Annotated in this window: 15 protein-coding genes; 11 read left to right on the top strand and 4 right to left on the bottom strand. The window is 46.6% G+C overall.

What is annotated here, in order from left to right; translation table 11 throughout:
- Nucleotides 1–304 precede the first annotated feature (304 nt).
- A complete protein-coding gene (locus HEQ50_RS05035; RefSeq protein WP_168899432.1) occupies nucleotides 305–1,171 on the bottom strand; it encodes a DegV family protein in 867 nt (288 codons plus the stop codon).
- Nucleotides 1,172–1,326: 155 nt separating this feature from the next.
- A complete protein-coding gene (locus tag HEQ50_RS05030) occupies nucleotides 1,327–1,977 on the bottom strand; it encodes a DsbA family protein (protein WP_168899431.1) in 651 nt (216 codons plus the stop codon).
- Between the two features lie 315 nt (nucleotides 1,978–2,292).
- Here HEQ50_RS05030 and HEQ50_RS05025 point away from each other — a divergent pair, with 315 nt between their 5' ends.
- The 8 genes from HEQ50_RS05025 to HEQ50_RS04990 all read left to right on the top strand — a co-directional run bounded on the left by HEQ50_RS05025 (nucleotide 2,293) and on the right by HEQ50_RS04990 (nucleotide 11,607).
- Complete coding sequence (locus HEQ50_RS05025) at nucleotides 2,293–2,952, top strand: GTP pyrophosphokinase family protein (RefSeq protein WP_168899430.1); 660 nt, start codon at nucleotides 2,293–2,295, stop codon at nucleotides 2,950–2,952.
- Nucleotides 2,953–2,956: 4 nt separating this feature from the next.
- Nucleotides 2,957–3,760, top strand: coding sequence for an NAD kinase (locus tag HEQ50_RS05020; protein WP_168899429.1), 804 nt, complete (start codon nucleotides 2,957–2,959; stop codon nucleotides 3,758–3,760).
- Nucleotides 3,757–4,656, top strand: coding sequence for an RluA family pseudouridine synthase (locus HEQ50_RS05015; RefSeq protein WP_168899428.1), 900 nt, complete (start codon nucleotides 3,757–3,759; stop codon nucleotides 4,654–4,656). The genes HEQ50_RS05020 and HEQ50_RS05015 overlap by 4 nt, the downstream gene beginning before the upstream one ends.
- Nucleotides 4,657–5,039: 383 nt before the next feature.
- Nucleotides 5,040–6,551 carry a glycosyltransferase gene (locus tag HEQ50_RS05010; RefSeq protein ID WP_168899427.1) on the top strand — a complete coding sequence of 504 codons (1,512 nt, stop codon included), beginning with the start codon at nucleotides 5,040–5,042 and terminating at the stop codon, nucleotides 6,549–6,551.
- A gap of 146 nt (nucleotides 6,552–6,697) precedes the next feature.
- Nucleotides 6,698–8,224, top strand: a complete 1,527-nt coding sequence (locus HEQ50_RS05005) for a glycosyltransferase (protein WP_168899426.1) — start codon at nucleotides 6,698–6,700, stop codon at nucleotides 8,222–8,224.
- Nucleotides 8,225–8,241: 17 nt separating this feature from the next.
- The gene (locus HEQ50_RS05000) at nucleotides 8,242–9,774 is read left to right on the top strand and encodes a glycosyltransferase (RefSeq protein ID WP_168899425.1); all 1,533 of its coding nucleotides are present in this window, start codon (nucleotides 8,242–8,244) and stop codon (nucleotides 9,772–9,774) included.
- A gap of 96 nt (nucleotides 9,775–9,870) precedes the next feature.
- Entirely contained in the window at nucleotides 9,871–10,716 is an 846-nt protein-coding gene (locus HEQ50_RS04995; protein WP_232842680.1) for a hypothetical protein, read from the top strand.
- Nucleotides 10,717–10,728: 12 nt separating this feature from the next.
- Entirely contained in the window at nucleotides 10,729–11,607 is an 879-nt protein-coding gene (locus HEQ50_RS04990) for a hypothetical protein (RefSeq protein ID WP_334427169.1), read from the top strand.
- A 116-nt stretch (nucleotides 11,608–11,723) separates the two neighbouring features.
- On the opposite strand, the gene HEQ50_RS12950 is transcribed toward HEQ50_RS04990, so the two are convergent.
- On the bottom strand, nucleotides 11,724–12,605 hold the full coding sequence (locus tag HEQ50_RS12950) for a CatB-related O-acetyltransferase (RefSeq protein WP_211089204.1): 882 nt from the start codon (nucleotides 12,603–12,605) through the stop codon (nucleotides 11,724–11,726).
- 1,015 nt (nucleotides 12,606–13,620) lie between these two features.
- Between HEQ50_RS12950 and HEQ50_RS04980 the strand changes: the two genes are divergently transcribed.
- From HEQ50_RS04980 to HEQ50_RS04970, 3 genes are all read left to right on the top strand, one after another.
- On the top strand, nucleotides 13,621–19,428 hold the full coding sequence (locus HEQ50_RS04980; RefSeq protein WP_211089211.1) for a KxYKxGKxW signal peptide domain-containing protein: 5,808 nt from the start codon (nucleotides 13,621–13,623) through the stop codon (nucleotides 19,426–19,428).
- Between the two features lie 342 nt (nucleotides 19,429–19,770).
- The gene (locus HEQ50_RS04975; RefSeq protein WP_168899422.1) at nucleotides 19,771–19,974 is read left to right on the top strand and encodes a hypothetical protein; all 204 of its coding nucleotides are present in this window, start codon (nucleotides 19,771–19,773) and stop codon (nucleotides 19,972–19,974) included.
- A 13-nt stretch (nucleotides 19,975–19,987) separates the two neighbouring features.
- Nucleotides 19,988–21,490 (top strand): glycosyltransferase, encoded by a 1,503-nt coding sequence (locus HEQ50_RS04970; protein ID WP_168899421.1) that lies wholly within the window; start codon nucleotides 19,988–19,990, stop codon nucleotides 21,488–21,490.
- Nucleotides 21,491–21,646: 156 nt separating this feature from the next.
- On the opposite strand, the gene HEQ50_RS04965 is transcribed toward HEQ50_RS04970, so the two are convergent.
- Nucleotides 21,647–22,273, bottom strand: coding sequence for a copper homeostasis protein CutC (locus tag HEQ50_RS04965; RefSeq protein WP_168899420.1), 627 nt, complete (start codon nucleotides 22,271–22,273; stop codon nucleotides 21,647–21,649).
- Nucleotides 22,274–22,352 lie beyond the last annotated feature (79 nt).

Genomic DNA, 22,352 nt, shown 5'->3' with positions numbered 1-22,352 from the left:
TCGGGAAAAGCCAAAGTGCTGTCTTTTCCCTCGCTTTGAGCCGTCAGCCCGCGTCTCAAAGACGCCATTTACCAAGAAAAATCGCTTGGTAAATCCCACAGCTGAGACCAAATTTGACTCACTCACGGCTACATGAGATGTATCCAATAAACTGGCAGAACGTTGCCAATCCAGCGATTGTTATCCCACATTTAGTAGATTTCAACTATCGTAGCCGCAGGTGGTCGTTGATGACTAATTTAATGGCGATAAGCCTTACCAGCTGGGGACTGGAGCGTGTTCATGAACTTTCAACTCTTTTTAATTAGTCTGGTACGGATTGCCAATCGCGTTGCCAGAACACGCCCATGGTTTTCTCGCCGGTGTGGACGCTAATGGCGGGACCCAATGCACTACGAGATACCCGTAGCGCTGAAAATTGGGACTGAAGAGCTTGTTGCCAGCGAAGGGCCGTCTCTTCGTTATTGGCGTCAATGACGGTGGCGTGCACCGGGTAGTCGACTTGTTGGAGGTCGGCCTTGAGGTGTGCCGTGATGAAACCAAAAGCCCGCCGCATCGTTCGCTCCTTGTCGATGGCAATGATTTGGCCCGCCGCATTGAAGGTCAGGAGCGGCTTGATGTTCAGGAGATTTCCGATCATGGCTGAGCGATTAGTCAATCGACCGGTTCGTGCAAGGTGACTGAGGTTGTCGACCGCGAAGTAAACGTGTTGCGTATCGCGGAGGGCTAGTAATTGTGGTACGATTTCGGCGGCAGTCTGTCCGGCCATGATGAGCTTGCCCGCTAATTGGCAGAGGTTCGCTTCGCCAGCGCTGGCCACCAGTGAGTCAACGGGATAAATTTTGGCCTTGGTATACGTTTCGCAGAACATACGCAGGTTGCTCATGAACGAGGTAATCCCACTGGATAGGTGAATAGAGATGATTTCGTCCACGCCTTGACTGGCCAGACGATCGTAGGCTTCCTCGATCTGTCCCAGGGAGACTTGGGCCGTGGTGGGCAATTCCTGATCGGTTTTTAGGTAATCGTAGAAGGTTTGCAAGCTTAGGTCGGATTCGGGATATTGCTGCCCCCCGAGAATGACCGTGATCGGGAGCACCGTAATGGGGTATTGGGCGATCTGATCGGCAGTGAGGTAAGCAGCGGTATCTGTAACGATAGCAGTTGTCATAAACGTTCCCCTTTGGGCTAAAAATAGTTGGGTCAATCATACCATATTCGTGTAGCATTGGGGGGATTTATGGCCGGATTTTTAGGGGAACCATAAATTTTGCGACCGCAAAAAAAGACCCGAGCATATCTGCTCAGATCCGGATGTAAAACGATTTATAATACCCGCAAATGGGGAGCTAAGGTCCCGGTAGCTGTTGAATTGGGTTGGTTGTTTTGCGCATAATTAGGTTCACCCATTAACATTTCTCGCGTCGCAACGCCCTGACTTTCACAAACGTCACACAGGGAATCATAGGTGACATCGTTGAGCAGTAACCCACATTGAGAAACATCGCAATTGAAGATAACCGCCGATGAGGATTGTTGGATCTTCATCTCTGCGGCCATTTTCTGATCCGTCTGAAAGGCTTGTTTCGCCAAATCAGAATCGCAGTCTTCGGTAAACATGTCGAGGTCTAACTGGCAGTCCTTGGCCACCTCAACCGCCAGTTCTTGAGAGAACTGCTGATGGTTGTTGACGACAGCCGTCTGCATGTCGAGTAGGAATTTCCGTCCCTTACGCTTACCCTGAAAGAGCGCCGCCTTGTAGGCGAGAATTGCCTGATAATAAACGTTGAAGTAAGCATTACGTTGCGCCAAACTGTGCCGCTCTGGCAGAGCCTGTTCAATAATTTGTTGATTTAGCAGCGGGACGAATTGAAACGACACCTTGCTATTTAAATGGTCAGCCAACCGCATAATATTCTGTTCTGAGCGCATACAACGCGCACCCAGAGGGTTGACGAACAAATAGACTTCTAACACATTGCTTCCTCCTAATATCTATCCTGTTGGTAATCAGCAAGGGTCACCAAACAAAAAGTAACAATAGCACTACTTTAGCAAAAATTCAAAAAATAGCAATCCAAACGTTTGTTTGTTGGTAGCCCCGTTCGTTTAAAACGCAACCTAATCATGCAACATTTTTGCGGCCAGGTAAAGCTAAACGCCTCGTGAAAAGCAAACTTACCCCAACTTTCAAATTTCGCGGTCAGATAGGAGGTAATTAGTCTCGCTTCCGCCTGAGGTATGGTAAAATTCAAAGGTAAGCTGTGTAATTAAGGTTGGGGGATAGTCGTCATGATAGCAAACTGGGATCAATTTTTATTGCCCTATCAACAAGCCGTCAGTGAGCTGAAAGTCAAGCTCCGTGGCATTCGAAAACAATTTGAGAATCGCAATCAGCGACCGCCCATTGAATTTGTCACGGGTCGGGTCAAACCGGTACCGAGTATCGTCGAAAAGATGACCCGGCGGCACGTGGCCGAGGAGCGTTTGGAACAGGATATGCAAGACATTGCGGGACTACGAATCATGTGCCAATTTGTTGAGGATATTTATCAAGTTGTCGATCTCCTCCGGCAACGCACGGACCTCACGATTCTCGAGGAACGGGATTATATTCATAATGAAAAGCCTAGTGGCTACCGCTCATACCACATTGTGATTGAGTATCCGGTACAGTTGGTCACGGGTGAAAAGAAAATTTTAGCAGAAATTCAGGTGCGAACATTGGCCATGAACTTCTGGGCAACGATTGAGCATTCGTTGAATTATAAGTATCAAGGAGACTTCCCGACGGAACTGAGTGCACGACTTCAGCGCGCGGCGGAGGCCGCCTTCAAGTTGGACACGGAAATGTCCGAAATTCGAGAAGAGATTCAGGAAGCGCAACACTACACGCCGCAAAACGGGGCGAGTGGGGATGCGCCAAACGCTCCTCAAAGTAAGGAAGATTGACGCAATGAAGGTTTCCATTTATGGCAACAACGGCCAAGCCTCAGTGAAGGTTGCGACGGCCTTAAAAAAAGGATTAACGGCAGCCGGGATTATCCTCGACAGTCTGGACCCCGACATTGTCATTACGGTCGGCGGCGATGGCACGCTGTTATCAGCCTTTCACCACTACAACGATCGGTTGGACCGGGTCCGTTTTGTGGGGATTCATACCGGCCATCTGGGATTTTACACGGATTGGCGGGATTATGAGGTTCAAGAGTTAATTGATAGTCTGGTCCAAGATAACGGACAGAGTGTGAGTTATCCGCTGTTGACGATTAAGGTGGACTACGCCGATGGAACCCATTCGGATCGGGCTTTGGCGCTAAACGAATCGACCATCAAGAAGGTGTCGGGAACGATGGTGGCCGACGTCTACATCAAGGGCGAATTCTTCGAAAGTTTTCGGGGGGATGGCCTGTGTATCTCCACGCCAACCGGATCAACGGCCTATAATAAGGCCGTTGGGGGGGCGGTGCTGAGCCCGCAATTCGATGCGATTCAAATGGCGGAGATTGCCTCGATCAACAATCTGGTCTTCCGAACGCTGGGATCGCCACTGATTATTCCGGCGGACGAATGGATTCGCGTGGAACCGGCCAGTTCGGCGAACAACGTCTTGATGTGCGATCAACTCAGTATTGAAGGCCGGCCGATTAAAGCCATCAATTACCAGATTGCCCAACAACGCATTTCGTTTGCCGAGTATCGGCACACCCATTTTTGGCAACGGGTGGAATCTTCCTTCATCAGGAGGCAGAACGGATGACCGACTTTTCCTGGCAGGTTACGGGCACGGCGCCCATGCACGTGCGGACGGTGTTGATGGATCACGGGGTAACCCGGACGTTCTTGAAACAAGTGAAATTTCACGGCGGGGTCGTCACCCTTGATGGGGTGGAGGTCCGCGTCATTGCCATGGCGCAGCCTGGTCAAACGGTGGGCTTGCAGTTGCCCCCCGAACCAGTAAATGCCAACGTCGCGGTCTCATACGCACCGCTAGACATCCTGTACGAGGATGCCCACTTCTTGGTGGTGAATAAGACGGCCGGCATGGCCTCGGTACCCTCGCATCTCTATCCGGATGATACGTTGGCCAACCGGGTCAAGGGACATCTCATCACGATTCAGGCCCCGAGCACGGTGACTCACATCGTGACGCGTTTGGATCGGGAGACCAGTGGCGCCGTACTCTTTGCCAAGCACCACTTCGCGCATTCGATTCTGGACAAGCAACTCAAGATGGGGCAGTTGGATAAACGCTATATTGCCGTCGCCACGGGAAGGGTTACGCCGCGGCAGCAAACGGTCACGGCCCCGATCGGGCGGGCGCCAGGGTCCTTTATCAAACGGATGGTGCGCCCGGATGGCCGACCAGCTAAGACCTCACTGCGGGTAGTGGCTCAGTCACGAACGGCCAGCCTGTTAGCCGTCAAGTTACATACGGGGCGGACTCATCAGATTCGCGTCCACTGTGCATCTATCGGCCATCCCTTGTTAGGGGACTGGCTCTACGGGACGCAGACCAATCCGTGGATTCACCGGCAGGCGTTACATTGCGCGCGGTTGTCCTTTTACCAGCCGTTCGATCAACGGTGGGTCACCTGCTATGCGCCATTACCGGCGGATATGGCGAATGTGATCGTCCGGGAAGTTCTGTCGTAGCGTGGTTGGCTACACGCTTTGAGGATTCGTTTTTCACCGACAATAATAATGCTAACTAAGTCTCTGGTTTGATGTCGTCCATCAACCAGAGATTTTTTTATGCGCTTTTTAAGTGAGTCTTGGCGGGTGGTCATCGATGATTCGCCCAATGGCCACAACCCTTGTTAGCTGGGAATGCGGCCGGATTTGCGAACTTTCAGCCTGTGGTTTGTAAGCCCACTTAACCGGGAATCGGGGATGCTATTTTTGAAGGTGGATTAGTTGCTTGCCAATCCGATTTAGCTTAAATTAAAAGTATAGAAAAATGCAAGTGCTTTCATCAATCCGCCTTAGTTTGAGGTCGGGATTGAAAGAGCAGGCTTGCACAAAGAGGTGAGGATGTCGTGAATTACTTTGTCGATACGAGTTTGGGGTCGGCGGTTACCGGGATTGAAAAGGCCCAGTTTAATCGCATGCAGTTGTTTCAAACGGCGGGGATGCCAGCAACCTTGTTGTATTTGTCCTATGGTTCGCGGTTACATGAGCATTTAAAAAAATTTGGCTTTCAGGGCGTCGGCTATTCGATGTACGACTATTTTCAGGAGAGTCAACGGTACGCTGATGTTCGGCACTTTGATTGGCGTCATTACTGGGAGAAGACCTGTCACTATCACCTACGCGACGTTGAGAATACCCAGGATGTCCGGGTAGACAACGAGAATGGGCTATTTTTGATGTATGCCCATTTCTTAGATAAGGACGATACCCGGGTGGATTATATTAACTACTTTGATCAGTACCACCATAAGATTCGGCGTGAGGTGTACGATAGCCGCGGCTTTCTCAGTCGAACAAGTCTGTTAGCCGAGAAGGGGGTTACCGGGACCGAGCTCTACTACAATCCAGACCGACAAGTTAAGCTGATTAAGCAATTTGAACAGGTCAACGGGAAAACGGTTCTGCGTGAAATCACGTTGAAAGACTATCAGCAACGCGATTACTTCTTTAACGATGAGGCCGAACTGCGCACGTTCTTCTTTGATGAGCTCGCGCGACCAACGGATATCTTCTTTACCGACCGCAACGGGCAGATGGCGCCATCACTGGTCAAGACGCGACCCGACATCAAGATTTGTCCCGTATTTCACAGTACGCACGTCCGCGTGGGACAGGACATCGTGACGGGGGAACTCAAACACGGGATTTATGACTATATTCTGGCGCATCCCGAACGGTTTAACGGGATTGTGGTGTCTACGGAACAACAACGCGATGATCTCTTGGCCCGTTATCAAAATCTCCCGCCAATCTCTGCAATTCCTGTGGGCTTTGCCACGCCGCATCCGGTAGATGTGATGCGGCGCGACCCGTATCGCATTATTAGTGTCGCTCGCTATTCGCCGGAGAAGCAGTTACTACATCAGGTTAAGGCGATCGCACGATTGTTGCCCGAATTCCCTAAAATTCAGTTACACATGCTGGGATATGGACAGAAGATTCAAAAAGAATTGCAGCAGTATATTGATGAGCATCACCTGAAGGATCATGTGTTTCTCCGCGGCTTCCAAAAGGACCTGACACAGGAGTATCAACAAGCCTCGTTGGCGCTGATGACGAGTGTGGAGGAAGGCTTTTCACTGTCGACGGTGGAGGAGCTCAGCTATGGCGTTCCGGTCATCGGCTACGATATTCGCTACGGGCCGAATGAAATGATTCATGACGGTGAAAATGGGTTCCTGGTACCCGTGAACGATCAGGAACAGCTCTATCAAAAGATGCGAGAATACCTGTCAGACCTGAATTTGCAGCGAACATTCATGGGAAATGCGCAACGCTTGGTCCAGGCCTATTCGCCGACGAAAACTAGGCAGAAGTGGGAAAATTTGGTTCAAAGTCTAAATAATCCGATTAAATGATTTTTTCTTTTGAGGAGCAAGTAGTTTTAATTATAAAAGAAATTAGGTATAATTATAAAATGTGATGACATGATTGCTGTTAGCTCCGGTGATCACTGACACAGAGAGTCATGGTGTCTAAACAAGAGGAATGGGAGTGCTGTGCTGTGTACTATTTTATTAACGAATACATTCTACAGAAGAATTCGAGTGTTGAGCATACGGCCATGAACCGGGTGAAGCTATTCAACCACTACAAGACACCGGCTAAGATTGTTACGAAGATCTATGACCGACTGCTGCATCGCACCATCACGGATTTTGGCGTGACGGATGGTCAAGTGGTTAATATGTTTGATTATTTCCAAGAGGCAACGGACCTGCCAGCCGTTAAGGTGACGACGGAGGATCTGAACATTCCAATTGAATACGAAATTACCGTGGGGGCTAACTTTAGTGGCGTGGCCGATGGCGATCGATTGGTTGAAAATGTTGGGTTTATCCCGGGAACCATCGGGCGCGTCTTCTATCAGGAGTTCTTTGACCCGCAAGGCAACCGGATCGGTACTGATCTTTGGGATTGGCGGGGCTTTAAGTCCGCGACCCAATATTTCGGTCAGAATGGCCAGCTAATCTCGCAACGGTACTACACGCCGACCGGGCGAACGGCCTTGGAAGAATATTATGCGCAAGATACCGCGGGTAAGCCACTGCTGTCCCGAATTATTTTGAAGGATTATCGGGGTGAGGGTGACCGGTTCTTCCAGAATACGGACGACCTCTTCACGTTCTTCCTTAATGAACTGAGTAATCGTGATACCGATCAGACGACTTTCATTGTTGATCGTCCGGGAACCGGCGTTAAGCCGTTGTTGGCCCTGAATGAGGCGTCTCACAAGTATATCTATATTCCGATCAACCATGCCGTCAACCCCAATGATCCCATTCACGCGAATCTCGATGGTTTCTTGGAACCGGCCTTTGAGCATTTTAGTCACTTCGATGGGTTTATTACGGCAACGCAGCAGCAGGCGGATCATTTGGCCACACGGTTTCCTAAGGCCCGAATTTTTGCGATGCCAGCGGTAACGACGATCCCTTTGAGTAAGGAACGTACGGAAAGAATCGCCCCTAACCAACGTCAGCCGCACAGCCTACTTTACGTGGGTCGAATTGGTCAAGATAAGCAAATCGATCAGCAGTTACGCTTGTTTGCTTTGGTGAAGGATCGGGTTCCGGATGCGACCTTCACGCTCTATGGCTATGGTGATCCCAAGTACGTGACTGAAATGAAGCAATTGGTTGACAGCCTGAAATTGGCGGGAAGCGTGGTCTTTAAGGATTATGTTCCGGACTTACAAGCTGCCTATGATCACTATCAGGTACTCATTAATACCTCGGTGGCGGATGGTAGTCCATTAGCCATGATGGAAGCCTTGATTCACGGAATTCCGGTCGTGAGCTATAAGTTCAATTATGGACCCACAGAGTTGATTACAGATGGCAAAGATGGCTACTTGATTGATTCAGGTCAAACACTGGCAATGGCCGAAAAGATTGTGGGCTTGTTGACCGATGATGCGCAGTTGGCAGCCTTTAGCGATGCGGCATACGACATTGCCCATACGCAATGGACCCGGCGGAAGGTTTGGAATCGGTGGCAAAAAGAGCTTAAGGCGAACGTAACGGTTTAGAGAGGGATGGTGGCAGAATGTATTATTTCTTAAATGATAATATGCAATATTCAAAATCTGGGATTGAACAGGCTGAGATTAATCGATTACGGCTATTTAATAAGCACCAAGTCCCGGCAAAAATCGTCACGCGGGTTTTCTCAATGGAATTGACCAACATTTTGAAGCAGGCCGGCATTTCACGTGCCAATTTTGTCAACTTGTTCGAATTTTTCTGTGATAGTGGCGACGTGGTGGGGCAACCGTTCACGCTCAGCGACTTCTCGTTGCCCGCTAATACGACGACCACGCGTAAGGATAATCAGCTACAGGTCTTTGCGCAGGGCAAGATGATTATGATTCTTTATTTCCGTAAGAATAGCGACGAGATCAGTAACGTTCAGTATTTCGATGTCAATGGCCGTACGGTTAAGATGGTCTGGTGGGATGTTCGGGGGTTCAAGAGTCTGGAACAGTTCTTTGATTGGGAAGGCAAGATTACCCAGGAGCAGTACTTTGGACCGGATGGGCAAGCCCACATCGAGAAAAACCATTACCTGAATCGAGCTGGGAAGGATTGTTTGTCCTGGCGCGTCTTCAACTATAAGCAAAGCAACTGGGTCTTTACTGGGATGAATGCGTTGACCCGCTTCTTTTACGATGAGTTGAATCGTCAGACAACGGGGAATGTCTTTATCTGTGATCGGACGGTTGAATGCGATTGGGGCCTGTTCCATATGGAGACGCCGGCGTTTAAGGTGCTCCATCTGCACAACGATCACGTCAGCGATCCGAGTGATATGTTGCATTCTCCGCTTAATAATAACTATACGAATGCGCTAAACAACTGGGGAAAGTGGGATGCCGTCATTTCGGCGACGCCAGAACAGTCGCAAGATGTGGCTGATCGTTTTGGCTCAGCGATTCCGGCCTTTACGATTCCAGTTGGCTATGTGACCGACGAGAAAATTGCGGCTAAGCATCAGAGTTTTGAGCAACGACAAAAGAATCTCATTGTTCACGTGGCGCGGTTGGCACCAGAAAAACAGCAAAATCATTCGATCGAAGCCTTTGCACAGGTCCATCAGAAGTTTCCGGATGCCCGTCTGGAACTGTGGGGCTATGCGAATGGCGATATTGAGAAAAAGTTCAAGCAACAGGTCGTCGACGCTGGTTTGACAGATGTGGTGAGTTTCAAGGGCTATACGCATGACATTGGTACGGTCTACGATCGGGCCCAAGTCGGCGTATTACCAAGTCGTGCCGAGGGCTTCTCACTAACCTTATTGGAGGCCCAATCACACGGGGTCCCAATGGTCGCAAACGATGTTAAATACGGTCCAAGTGATATTATTCAGGACGGTCAAACGGGAATTTTAACCGAAAATGGTCAGCCGCAACAATTGGCCGATGCCTTGATTAAGTTGTTGGGCGATCAACAACTGTTACAGGACTACAGCGAAGCAGCCTATGAGAATGCTAAACGTTACTCTGAAGATGCGGTGTTTGATCAGTGGCAGAAGTTGCTGGATTATTTTGAGAGTTTGACCTCAGTTAAAGTTGCTGAATAACGCAGGTTAATGATGAATCGAAACCGCCAAAGACAATTTATGCTTGGCGGTTTTTCGATAGAGGAGGGGGCTATGCGTCAGTCTGGGGAAATATGGATGGCTGTAATCTTAGGCGTGATTTTGCTGGGATACCTTATTTTTAAGATTATGCGCAGAATTATTGCAGGGCCTAATCACAGCTACTATCAGCGAACAAAAGCCTATGCTCAGGGAACAATCCAGTTGGGGCTGTACAGTCAGTCAGAGATTGAAACTTTGACAAGCATTACGCACGGTGATCAATATAGTGGTAATACGAGTCTGGATGAGGTTGCAAGTAAGCATGTTTATCGAATGGCTAAAAAAAATTTACCCAGTGTCGTTGGTCGAGATGGTATTTTACATCTTTATAATGCGTCAACATTTATGACGACAGCAATGGTTAAGGCTGCTGCAAAATATTGGAATTTATTAGCGGGTGAACTGATTGTGGAAGTTGTTGAGAAACATTATCTGAGTGATGAGGTGATTTGTGATGGTCAAACACCGCGACGTGTATTAGGGGGACAAACGTATAACGGTCGTGGAATTGTATTTTATCCAGATAACTGGCACATTTCCCATCTATCACCAGAAAATCAGAATAACTGGCAAGAGGCTGTTTTAATTCATGAGATTGGACATGTGCTAGGAATTCCTCATTTGGGTGGGGGACCGTTTGGAAATAATGCCATAAATGATAAGCTGGCCACGACAGAGTTTATGGGCCCATGGTCGGTGGGCTTTGCAAAATCACCACGTCAAAATGAGTATGGTGTGCACAGTACGGTTGTCGATGGTGCGGCGCTTGCATTGGCCGGCCTGAGCTGGCAACATCCCCGAAAGCTCGCCAACTGGGTATTGACGGATCCTCAGGCAACGGTGACTTATAACAACGGTATACTGAAATCAACAATTTCATAGGGGGAGAATGTGGTGAAACTAATTAAAAGGTTAGGGTTCTTTGCAATCTTAGCATTGGTGATTGCGGGAGTATCTGTTGGAATGACGCGGATGCATATCCTGATGTTTGGAAATTCGCGATATTATCAACATACAAAGCCCTACAGTACTTCTGAGGGACAAGTTAATCAGAAGATATATACAAAGAAAACGCTCAAACAGCTGACAACGCTCACACATGGAACCAGGTATACGGGAAACACGGGCTTAGATGCAGTGGCTACACGGTACACCTACCATCAAGCTGGCAAGAATATTAGTAATTTTATGGGAAGCGATGGCGTTCTCCAATTGTATAACGAGTCGAAATTGATGACGACACCAATGGTTACTGATGCAGCCAATTTTTGGAATCAAGTCGCTGGTCGGCGGGTTGTACAAGTTGTCAAGACGGCACGAGTCAGTGACGAAGTTATTCATGATGGTAAGACGCAGGCAAAGTACATTGGTGGTCAGCACTATGACGGTACGGGAATAGAATTTTTTCCAGCTAACTGGATCTCCAAAGGATTCACAAAAACGGAAGATTTGGATAATCGGGAGGCCGTTCTAATTCGAGAAATTGGTCACGCATTAGGTATTCCTAACTTGGGTGGTGGTAAAGTCGGCGGAAATGCGGCCGCATCAGGATATATTACGCCCGAGGTGATGGGTGTTTGGGAGACCGGGCCCAATGTATTACCAGCCAATCAGAAGGGGATTAAAAGTACACGGATGGATGCGGCAGCGCTTGCGCTTGCGGGGATCAGCTGGCAACGTCCCCAAAGATTGGCAAGCTATGTTCTAAGCAACCGACAAATCAAGGTTGTTTATCATGCGGGACATGTAATGACTACACAGTCTGAACGTTAACTATAAGAAGAATATTTATTAACCAGAAAAGAAGGTCACCTATCGACTCAGTCGGGTAGGTGACCTTCTTTTCTGGGATACTCATATTTTGTGGGAGATAAAACCTCGCTATTCAGTCAAATATCGTGATCTTCGGTGTCAGGACTGACCGTCTCAGGCTGCTGAAGATTGTTGGTTTTTGCAAAATTCTCAAATGTGACGGATTCTGGTGCAAACGGGTGCAATTTGTCAGCAGCAATCAAATCGCTAAGCTGATAAATAAAGTCCTCAATCTCGGCATCCGGAGAAATGCCATGAAAGTCAGCAAAACCATATTGCCACCATTTAAGTTTCAGAAGCTTTTCAATAATGTCACGGGGGAAACGATATTTAATAACACGAGCAGGAACGCCGCCAACGATGGCATAGGGTGGGACATTTTTAGTGACTAATGCACCGCCGGCAACAACTGCACCATCGCCAACTGTAATGCCAGTGGGGGCAAAACGAACGTCTTGGCCAATCCATACGTCGTTACCGATGATAATCGGACCACCATTTGGAATGGGGTTTGGCACATGATCAAAGGACTTGCCGGTTTCAGTAAGGTAATCGTTAAAAGCGCTAACTCGCGTGTCATATGTCAACATGGATGTTGTGAAGCGATCAGTGGGATGGCTACCTTGCATGCGACTCACTTTTGTTGCGATGGAGGAGTATCTGCCGACAATTGAATTAACCGGAAGGACGCTGTTCGATGAACTAAAAGCACCCATTGAAAAGAGCTGTTGACCAACAAGAAACATGCTGTAGGGTTCGATCTGTAATTTTAATGGTACGCGAACTAAAGAATTAAGTGAAATTCGATGTGTTGCTCGTTTTCGAGCGGTTGTGTAAATGTGATGTTGAGTTAGTAAGTCAGCAAAGTCTTGATTAAAAGTTAACAGTCGATTGCGATGCGAACGTGTTGCTGTTAATTTATTTTGAAAAAAAGTAACCCCATTGATTGTGGTAGGCATGGTACGAATCCCCCTTTTCTTTATATTCTACTACAAACTATGAACTATTTAGTAGCAATTGATAATAAATCTCTATAAAAGATCAGAAATAATGAATTCAGATATTTGGTTTGAATAACAAGCTGCATTTATTTCTTGTTACAGCTGTTGAAATGGACTGATTGATAATTGGTGGTGATTAATAGGGTTTGTTAGATAAGTTTATAGAAATGATGTCTATTACAAAAAAAAATAGAAATCATTAAATGAAGTCTGAAGACTAACGGTAGTTAGAAAATGGGGTGTTAAAACGTGGTATGACTAGGACTAGAGCAAAAATGATAGATGTGAAGAACAGTAGAAAGGCAAAAAATTAAATTCAGGAATCACGAACGGTTACATAACTATCAATCTGTGACAAAATGCTAATGAAAAAAAGAAAATGTTTGAAGATTTTGAGAGATAATTCTTGCGATATTGAGTTGAATATGGCCTCCAAAAGACAGCTCAAGTTTATACGGTAGACAACTTTTTCTAATCAAAATATAATAATCGAAGTTAAAAAAAACAACTAACTTGAAATTATATGTTTATGATTGTAATCGCATACAATTTTCTTGTTTTTAATTCTATTTTACATATCCGGGATTATTGCTGGTATCAAGGCGTTTATAGACTGATTGTATCAGATAATAAGCTTTTTAACCACATTAATTAGCTATGGTCAATCAAATTATGAATATTAAGATTTTATGTTATCTGATGAACGTTTTTCTCTTTTTTTTCGTTTTCACAGATAGACCAATAATAAATATTTCTTTAAAACGGTCATATAATAAATTTTGTGATAAAATAGCACCATCAAGAAGTCGTTTATAGGCAACATGCTTTTGTATATACGATTCTTTTTCAAAAATAATAGATTCGAATACCTATATGTAACAGATAAAGTTGCAAGTACGATGATTTTTGGGAGGCGTACCTGCAATTGAAAGTTTTGCAGATAACTTAAGGAGGACGATTAAAAGTGAAGTTCATGCGGAATAAAGCTTTTAACGGCGACCCTAAATTGCGGTATAAGATGTACAAGGTAGGGAAGACTTGGGTTTTCGCTGCTTTGGCGTCATTTTCGCTTTTAGGTGCTGGCTCGCTAACTGCAAGTGCAGATAAGACGAGTCAGAGCGAAACCAACGGTGATGTAGCAACGGTTTCATCGGCAGCAAGTGTGGCAAGCTCGGCAGCAAATGAAGTAAAGCTTAGTTCATCAAGCGATAGTTCATCGAACGACAGTTCAGAGAGCTCAGTGGATTCTACTAGTGGTTCTTCAGTAGCCGATTCTACCGCCGCAGAGGCAACTGTTGCTGCCAATAATAATTCAGAATCAGCTTCATCAAGTGCAGATAGTGAAAAGTCATCGACAAGTGACTCTACGACTAGTTCTGCCACGGTAACGTCTACAGCGACATCATCGGCAACAGTAGCTGAAGCAACCAGTGCTTCCAGTGCTGCCAGCAATTCATCTTCAGTAGCAGCCAGCCTGGCAACTTCAGCTAACGTTGATGTGACCTTAACTACTGAGGTTAGCAAGACAGTTGCCACTGTCGCAACAACTAAGAAATCTGTGGTCACGCCAGCGGCTGAAAGTGTTAATGTCTCAACTTCAACGACCAATGATAGCACGGCATCGGAAAATTCTGCCGCAGCAGTTGATCTGGCAACGGCTTCTTCGGCTGCGAGTGCGGCCAGTAGCTATGCAGAAGTTGTAGAGAGTTTGAACGCTACGGATGTGACCGCTGCAACTAGTGCGGCACAGAGCGCTTATCAGCAAGCTCAAGAATCTTATGACTTTGTTGAACACTACAATAGCTTGGCAGCAATGTATTCTCAGGCATCGATTGATATTTCTTCTGGAAATGCCGCTGGTGACGTAGGGGCAAACACAATAGCATATGTGAATGCATTGTCTATGGCTAGTTCTTATTCGGGAGAGTTGAGCTCCTATGCTTCAGTCGCTGTTTCAGCGGCAACTGCGGCACGTAACGCGGCAACACAGCAAATCGTCAATTTGGTCAGCAGCGCCAACGTAAATGTTTACTCTGCGGCAAGTACGGCATCGGATTTGGCTTCAGCCGCTGCTGTTGCTGCTAATAGTGCGTACACAGCAACACAATATGATAAAAATAATGCAGAAACTTTAGCTGCTTATTCAGCGGCTAATAGCGCAGCGATTGCAGCCTCCAGTGCTGCAGAAACCTTGAGTGAGGCTGCAGTCAAAGCTTCGCAAGCTCTGACTATTGCCAATAGTGCCGCTGCTGCTGCCGCCACAGCAACTGATGATACAGAATATGTGGTAGCCATGGGCGCCCTATCAACTGCGAATAGCTTGGCTAGCGACGCTGCTATTGATTTAGCCACGGCAACGGATAATGCCAGTAAGGCAGCAAATAATGCCACGGAAGCTACCTCATTGGCAGTAGATCATATTGCCAGTACGGCTGCTGTCTCGGCCACTACGGCGGCATCTTCCGCAACGATAGCTAATTCTGCTGCAAGTGATGCGGCACAATATCAAGGCGATCAATCAGTCGTCTATGCTAGCACCGCATCAAGTGCTGCTGCGACAGCGGCTTCAGCTGCTGCTGAGGCCGCTACAGCTGCAAGTAATGCGCTGAGTGCGTCAAATGCACAAGATGCCACGTCATACGCTAAAGTGGCATCAAGTGCTGCCGTTATTGCCTTACAGGCTGCAGAAGAGGCGGAAACGGCTGCAACATTTGCTAAAGAGTTTGATACGGATGTTTCAGGCCAACAGTCTGCCGCGGACGGTGGAACGTTGGTGACAACCACCGATAAGAATACGATGTCTGTTGGCGATAACTTGACCGTGACGACCACGATTTCTAACTTAACTAGTGGTATCTATTTATATAGTTTAACGGGTACGCAGACCTATACTTGGTATTATTCGACTGACGGCAAAAATTGGTCGCAATTCATGCAAACGACTGGGAAGAATACAACAACGACGAATTCGATGACGTTGAATACTGCCGGAACCTACTACTTTCAGGCGGTTGTGTCTGGAAAAAAATCTTACCCATTACAAATTGGGACGACAGCATTTACAGCCGCTTCAAATGTTCTGACGGTTATCGTTACGGATGCAAATGGGAATTATACCGATCAATCATCTAGTTCTGCCAGTTTAGCAGCTGGATTCGCTGATGCTGCGAATGCTGCAGCATCGGCAGCAAGTAGCGCCATTTCAAATGCTTACGAGGTTGCCAGCAATCTGGACGATGTTCCAGCGGCAGAGTCCTACGTTAATACAGCTAAGAGCCAAGCATCTACGGCTATGGAAAATGCTTCCAACGCAACAAGTGCTGCTCTTGCGGCTAGCACGGCATATAGCAATGCTGCCGTATATGAAATGAATAAGGATTATTCAGCTGCAAGCTCATATGCGTTGGAAGCCGCTTCAGCCGCCTCAACTGCAAGCTCGTACAATGTCCTTGCTAGTACGGCCGCCAGTGAGGCACTGGATAATGTCAATACGGCACTTGAAAAAGCCAAAGCTACGGACTATTTAGCTTCGAGCTATGCAACTTTAGCTGCAAGTACAGCCAGTGAAGCAGCTAGCCTAGCTGCAGTGGCTGGCTCACACGCTAATGATGCCACAAATGCTTATTCTTCGGCAGTAGATTTTAACTCTGGGGCAACTGAATATTATGAAAGTGCAGTTTCTGCGGCTGCGGAAGCGCAAGCACAAGCGGCAGTTGCGTCAAGTGCCGCTTCAACTGCGGCCGCAGCTGCAGCAGAAGGTGATGCCGATACTGCGCAAATGATGTACGATCAGGCGGTTACCAACTTAGCCTATGCCAAGGATGCATTAGCAGCAGCGTCAAGTGCAGCAAGTTCGGCTACCAAGATTATTGTCGAAGCACAACAGGATAATACGATCGTACTGGCATCTTCGGCTAGTTCAATCACCTCAGCAGCTGCTTTAGAAGCCAGTACAGCGTCATCTGTGGCCAATTCATTAGCTTCAGCCATGAAGACTAATACTAGTCTAGGGTCATCTTATGTTGCAGATACAGCTTATTATGCCCAGTCAGCATTATTAGCTGCTGCATACGGTGACGAAGCTGCAACGGCCGCTACAAGCTACATGGCTTTAGCTTCCGCAGCGGTCAGTGCAGGGAACTTTATAGAGGCTAGCCAGTATGCCTCGTCAGCAGATGTCTCAATGATGGACGCGTCTTCCTATGCAACAGCAGCTTCTTCAGCTGCGGCTGAGTCAACGCTTGCAGCAAGCAACGCTGTAAATTATTCGAATGACTTGGGAACTTATCAAAGTAAACCTTCAGGCAATGCCACATCAATTTGGGGGATTACGACCAGTTCCGGTTATAGCCAGCAGCCAGCTGCGTTAACTACGACAGTTTCCGGGAGCACTATCACGTTGACGGCAACTTCTAAGGTTTCAGGGTTGGGAAATTTCTTATCATCTGGAGCTTGGTATGTTCAAGTTAACGGTTCGTGGATGACAGTGAAAAAAGCTGTGTCGAACAACTATTTAAAGTCAGCGAATAGTAATGATAAATCTGGTGGGTTCATTACCACGACCACGATGTCTTCTACTCTGACTGTTGAACTGAACGATGACTTTACAGGATCATTAATATTCCAGTTGGAGTCCTCGTTTGGACTTATTACAACCTTGAATAGTAATTTAGCTGAAGTTGTTGTTTATGATAGCGAAATTCCGGCAACTGGATTAGATATTGTTGGGGATGACTATGTCTTTACTAACGATGTCACGAACTACACGGCAACAACTAATCCAACGAATGCAACTGGAAATGTGACTTGGACAAGTAGTAATACTGCGGTTGCAACGATTGACTCTTCTGGAACCTTGTCAACGGTAAAGGATGCAAAGGGTACAACAGTTATTACAGCCACTATTACGAATTCAGACGGAACAGTTTACACGGCAAGTAAGACGGTGACTGTTGGTAGTGGGTTAAATGATCAAGCCGTTGACGCCGGTAGCGACCTAGAATGGTCACCGGCAACGGGTTCTGGATCAGGTTCTGACTCGGCAACTTATCAGTGGTATTATGCAAGCACGGAAAATGGTACACAGACTGCAATTGATGGTGCAACGAACGCTACGTTGAGTTTGTCAGACGTTAAGACCACTCAAGCGGGATACTACTTCTTAAAAATCACCTCGGATGGTTCTACAACAACTTTAGGTGCTGGCCTATTAACCGTTAATGGTGTAACTTCTGGAGATGCTGAGTCTGCAGCATCAGAAGCAGCTGATGCTGCGGTGGTTGCTGGGGACTATGCATCCGTTGCTAGCTCATATGCTAACGTTGCAGATCAATATGCTTTGAATAACTCAAGTGCGGCGTCATACGCGGAACAGGCAAACTCAGCTGCAACGATGGCTTCTACTGCAGCTTCCGATGCTTCTGCCGCAGCTTCAACAGCCGCTGACAACTACAGCAATGCCAAGTCTGCTGAAGCTGCTGGAGATAATGCAGCTGCTAAGGAATATGCATCACAAGCACAATCGGCTGCTTCTGCCGCAAAGGCTGCAAAAGATAAAGCAGCCACTGCTGCTAATGATGCTCTAAGCTACGCAGAGCTCGCAATTGCGGCTGAAGGTGATTCAGATTCGGATAGTGACTCAGATTCTGATAGCGATTCGGACTCGGATAGTGACTCGGACTCCGACAGTGATTCCGATTCTGATAGCGATTCCGACTCTGATAGCGACTCCGATTCGGATAGTGACTCAGGCTCAGACAGTGACTCTGATTCTGACAGTGACTCAGATTCTGATAGCGATTCCGACTCTGATAGCGACTCCGATTCCGACAGTGATTCGGATTCAGATAGCGATTCTGACTCAGACAGTGACTCCGATTCGGATAGTGACTCGGACTCCGACAGCGATTCGGGCTCAGACGGTGATTCTGATTCGGATAGTGACTCAGATTCCGACAGTGATTCGGACTCAGATAGCGATTCTGACTCAGACAGTGACTCCGATTCGGATAGTGACTCGGACTCCGACAGCGATTCGGGCTCAGACGGTGATTCTGACTCAGACAGCGATTCGGACTCCGATAGTGACTCCAACTCTGATAGTGATTCTGATTCCGACAGCGACTCCGACTCGGACAGCGATTCGGGCTCAGACGGCGATTCAGATTCCGACAGCGACTCGGATTCTGACAGTGGCTCAGAGTCAGACGGTGATTCGGATTCCGATAGTGATTCGGAACCCGACAGTGGATCCGAATCGGAAAGTGGTTCTGAAGACGACTCAGATTCCAATACTAATAGTGATGCAGGATCTAATGGCAACTCGGGTTCCGGTAGCGGAGGTACTGGTGGTACGGAAGCTGACAGTGAGTCCAATAATAGTGGATCTCATGCAGGTTCAGGCGGAGGATCAACTAGTCAACTTGATTCGACTGGACGCGTAGGCAGTGCAGTGCCATTAAGTAACATGGATGGTTCTATAGGTAGTGCGCAGCCCGTTGTCACCGATTTGGCCAATACGACACCGGTTAATGATTCAGTATCAGAGGATAGTTCATCTGATAGAGATGAAAAGGATAAAACAGCCACCGCGAAAACTGCTGGTGACGGTGATACCGTGACAGGTGACGCTGCAGATAGCAGTCAGACTAGTCAAAAAGATGGCAATGATCTGACCCTTTGGGGATCGATTTTGGCGGCGCTTGCGGCAGCGGCTGGTGGATCATGGTGGTTCCTCGGCGGGAAACGTCGGAAAAAGGATGAAGACGAGGACGGTATGTAGAAAATAGGTTGAGTTTGGAACAGATCTTTAAAATGGGTGTGGATCATTAACGCTCAGATGGGTTCCCTTCGGGTCAGACTGGGGGAACTCTTATACATAGAAGTAGATTGCAAAACTACGTCATAGCTATGTCATCTTTGGTCATACAAAGTAATGAAATATTTTTATCGCCTCTTTCGACAATAATCAGTTGCAGAGTGATATGGCTGTTTGTATCCAAAGATTGATTGAATTAAATGAAATTTTTAAAAAGTGAGTGATTCAGCAGGTGTAGTTCTCGTTGGTAGGAGAATATAGAGATCGCCGTTGGCAAATATTAGACACTTTAAGGAGGGTTTGGTAATGATAATTCTTGCAAGCTTCTTTGCTTATAAATCAGTTCAGATGTTCCTTAGACTTTCGATTTACATTGTTTTAGGAATTGTCGTGCTGATTGTTCGTTGGCATAATAAGAAAAAAACACGTAAACGTATGGATAAGCAAACTGAATACATGATGAAACACACAAGAAAAGATAAAGACGGTAAATATCCGTGGGAAATTTAAGGAGGATTGTGAAATGAATTATTTTGTTGGGGCATACTTTAATAGTCAGTTAACTGGCATTGAAAAGGCACAGGTAAATCGTATCGGTTTATTTGCAGCTCAAGGATGGCCTGCAAAGTGTTTGTATACCAAGTACAATCCTAGAATTCATGAAAATGCGGAGAAATTTGGACTTCAAGGTAAATGTTTTACATTATATGATTATTTCCAAGAAACCACTACAGATCAATGTGAAGCATCAGTCGATTGGATACATTTTTGGCAGGATGTTTGCCATTTTCGAGTGGAGTTTGTAGATATTGCGCCTGACGTACGGGTTTTTGACGAACATGAACGGTTCATTATGTATGCACACTTTACTGGGCAAGATTATCAATGGCCTATTTATATCAACTACTTTGACTGTGATCATAAGAAGGTGCAACGTGATATCTATGATTCTCGCGGCTTCCTCAGTCAATCAAAGTTTTTGAAAGAACAGCAGCGGGTGCAAAGTGAAGTGTTTTTTAATCGTCAGGGTCAAATTAAAATAGAAAAGATGTATCAGGAAGTTAATGATCGAACGGTACTAAAGCGGATAATCCTACGTGATTTTCGAAAGCGTGACTGGTTTTTTGATACAGAAATGGAACTACAAACTTTCTTTTTCGATAGTCTTTTTATGGCAGGAGACATTTACTTCTGCGATAAGAATGGCTATATCGGACAGGCAATGGCCAATACTGCTAGTTCTGTAACGGTATGTGCTGTTTTTCATAGTACACATACTCGCGATCAAGATAATGTTCTGGAATCACCTTTGAAAAGTCCTTACCGTGTACCTTTAACTCAACCTGAAAAATTCAACAGATTTATTGTCTCTACAGAACTTCAAAAAAGAGACTTACTTGCTCGTTTTGACCAGTTACCACCGATTGCTGTTATTCCGGTAGGTTACGTACGAAAGGCTAAGGTTAATCTTTTTGAAAAGAAGGCACATCGGATCATTGGTGTTGCCCGTTTTTCTCAAGAAAAGCAAGTTCTTCATCAGATTCAAGTGGTGGAAAGATTAGTTACTGAATTTCCCGACGTTGAATTACATTTATTTGGCTTTGGAAGTCGCGTTGAGGAACAAAAACTTCGAGATTATGTAGATAAGCACAACTTGGAAAGGCATGTCTTCTTTCGCGGGTTCGTCTCTGATCTATCCAGGGAATATGCGCAGGCATCTTTAGAAATGGTGACAAGTAAAGAAGAAGGATTTTCACTGACAGTTTTGGAAGCTCTAAGTTATGGTGTGCCTGTGATTAGTTACGACATTAATTATGGCCCAAATGAGATGGTTAAGGATGGGGTCAATGGTAATTTAGTTGAGCGAGATAAGCTTGAGCTTTTATATCAGCGTGCACGAGAATACTTTAGTGATCCGGAACGGCAACACAACTACAAGTTGAATAGCTTACAAATAGCGAAGACTTATTCAGAAGTAGCGATTACCAAAAAGTGGGAGAACTTGTTAACTGACATTAACTTATAAAGACTTGAATTTGAATGGGAAAGTGTAGCCTCCCTGAAGCTATTTTTAGAAAAATCGATTCTGAAAATAGTTGCATACGGCAACTCGAGGATTGATGGGCGTTCATGAAAAAAGGGGCCTCACCGGAGAAGATACTCCGATGAGGTCCCTTTAAATTTAGAGTGCCAATACTTTCTTACCATAAAGTAACTGAGTTCCCAGCTGCTTAGCCACTTGTTGAACATCGTGTGCGGCAACGCCAGCAGGAACGAGCATCAGACCAACCGAATCAGTCAGACGTTTGGTCATTGTCCAGTCTTCCAGCCGATCTTCATTGGCGAGACCGGTACTTAAGACGTGGTCAAAGCCTTGGTTGGCCAACCAATCGACCGCGACGCCCCGATCCTGAGGACGAATCTGGTCGAAGGCGGTACTGAAGGTTAATGTCATGCCACCAGCGGCAGCAATGAGCAGACTTAACGCTTCGTGATCGAGCTGGTGTTGTAGGGTGAGGGCCCCGAAGATGGCGCCGTCCACCCCCAACTGCTGGGCCTCTAAGAGATCGGCTTCCATCATCTTAATCTCGACGTCATTGTAGGGGCTGTGACCACCGCGGGGGGCAATCACGACGTCTAAGGTAACCTGATGCTCGTGGGCGTAACGGACGGCTTCGCCCATGACGCCCTTGCTAATGGTCGTGCCACCGACAGCGAGGTTGTCGGCGAGGGCAACGCGCTTGGCGCCGGCCTCAATAGCGGTGGGGAGTTGTGGATAATTTTCTAATAACGGTTCAACTAACAGCAAAATCGTCAATCCTTTCTCAACTTAGATAGTCGTCAATGAAGCTAACGATATGGTACAATATACGCACGCTATCAACGGG

The sequence above is a fragment of the Lactobacillus sp. HBUAS51381 genome (assembly GCF_012641095.1).
Classification (GTDB): Bacteria; Bacillota; Bacilli; order Lactobacillales; family Lactobacillaceae; genus Levilactobacillus.
This window is presented reverse-complemented; position numbering and strand designations above follow the sequence as displayed.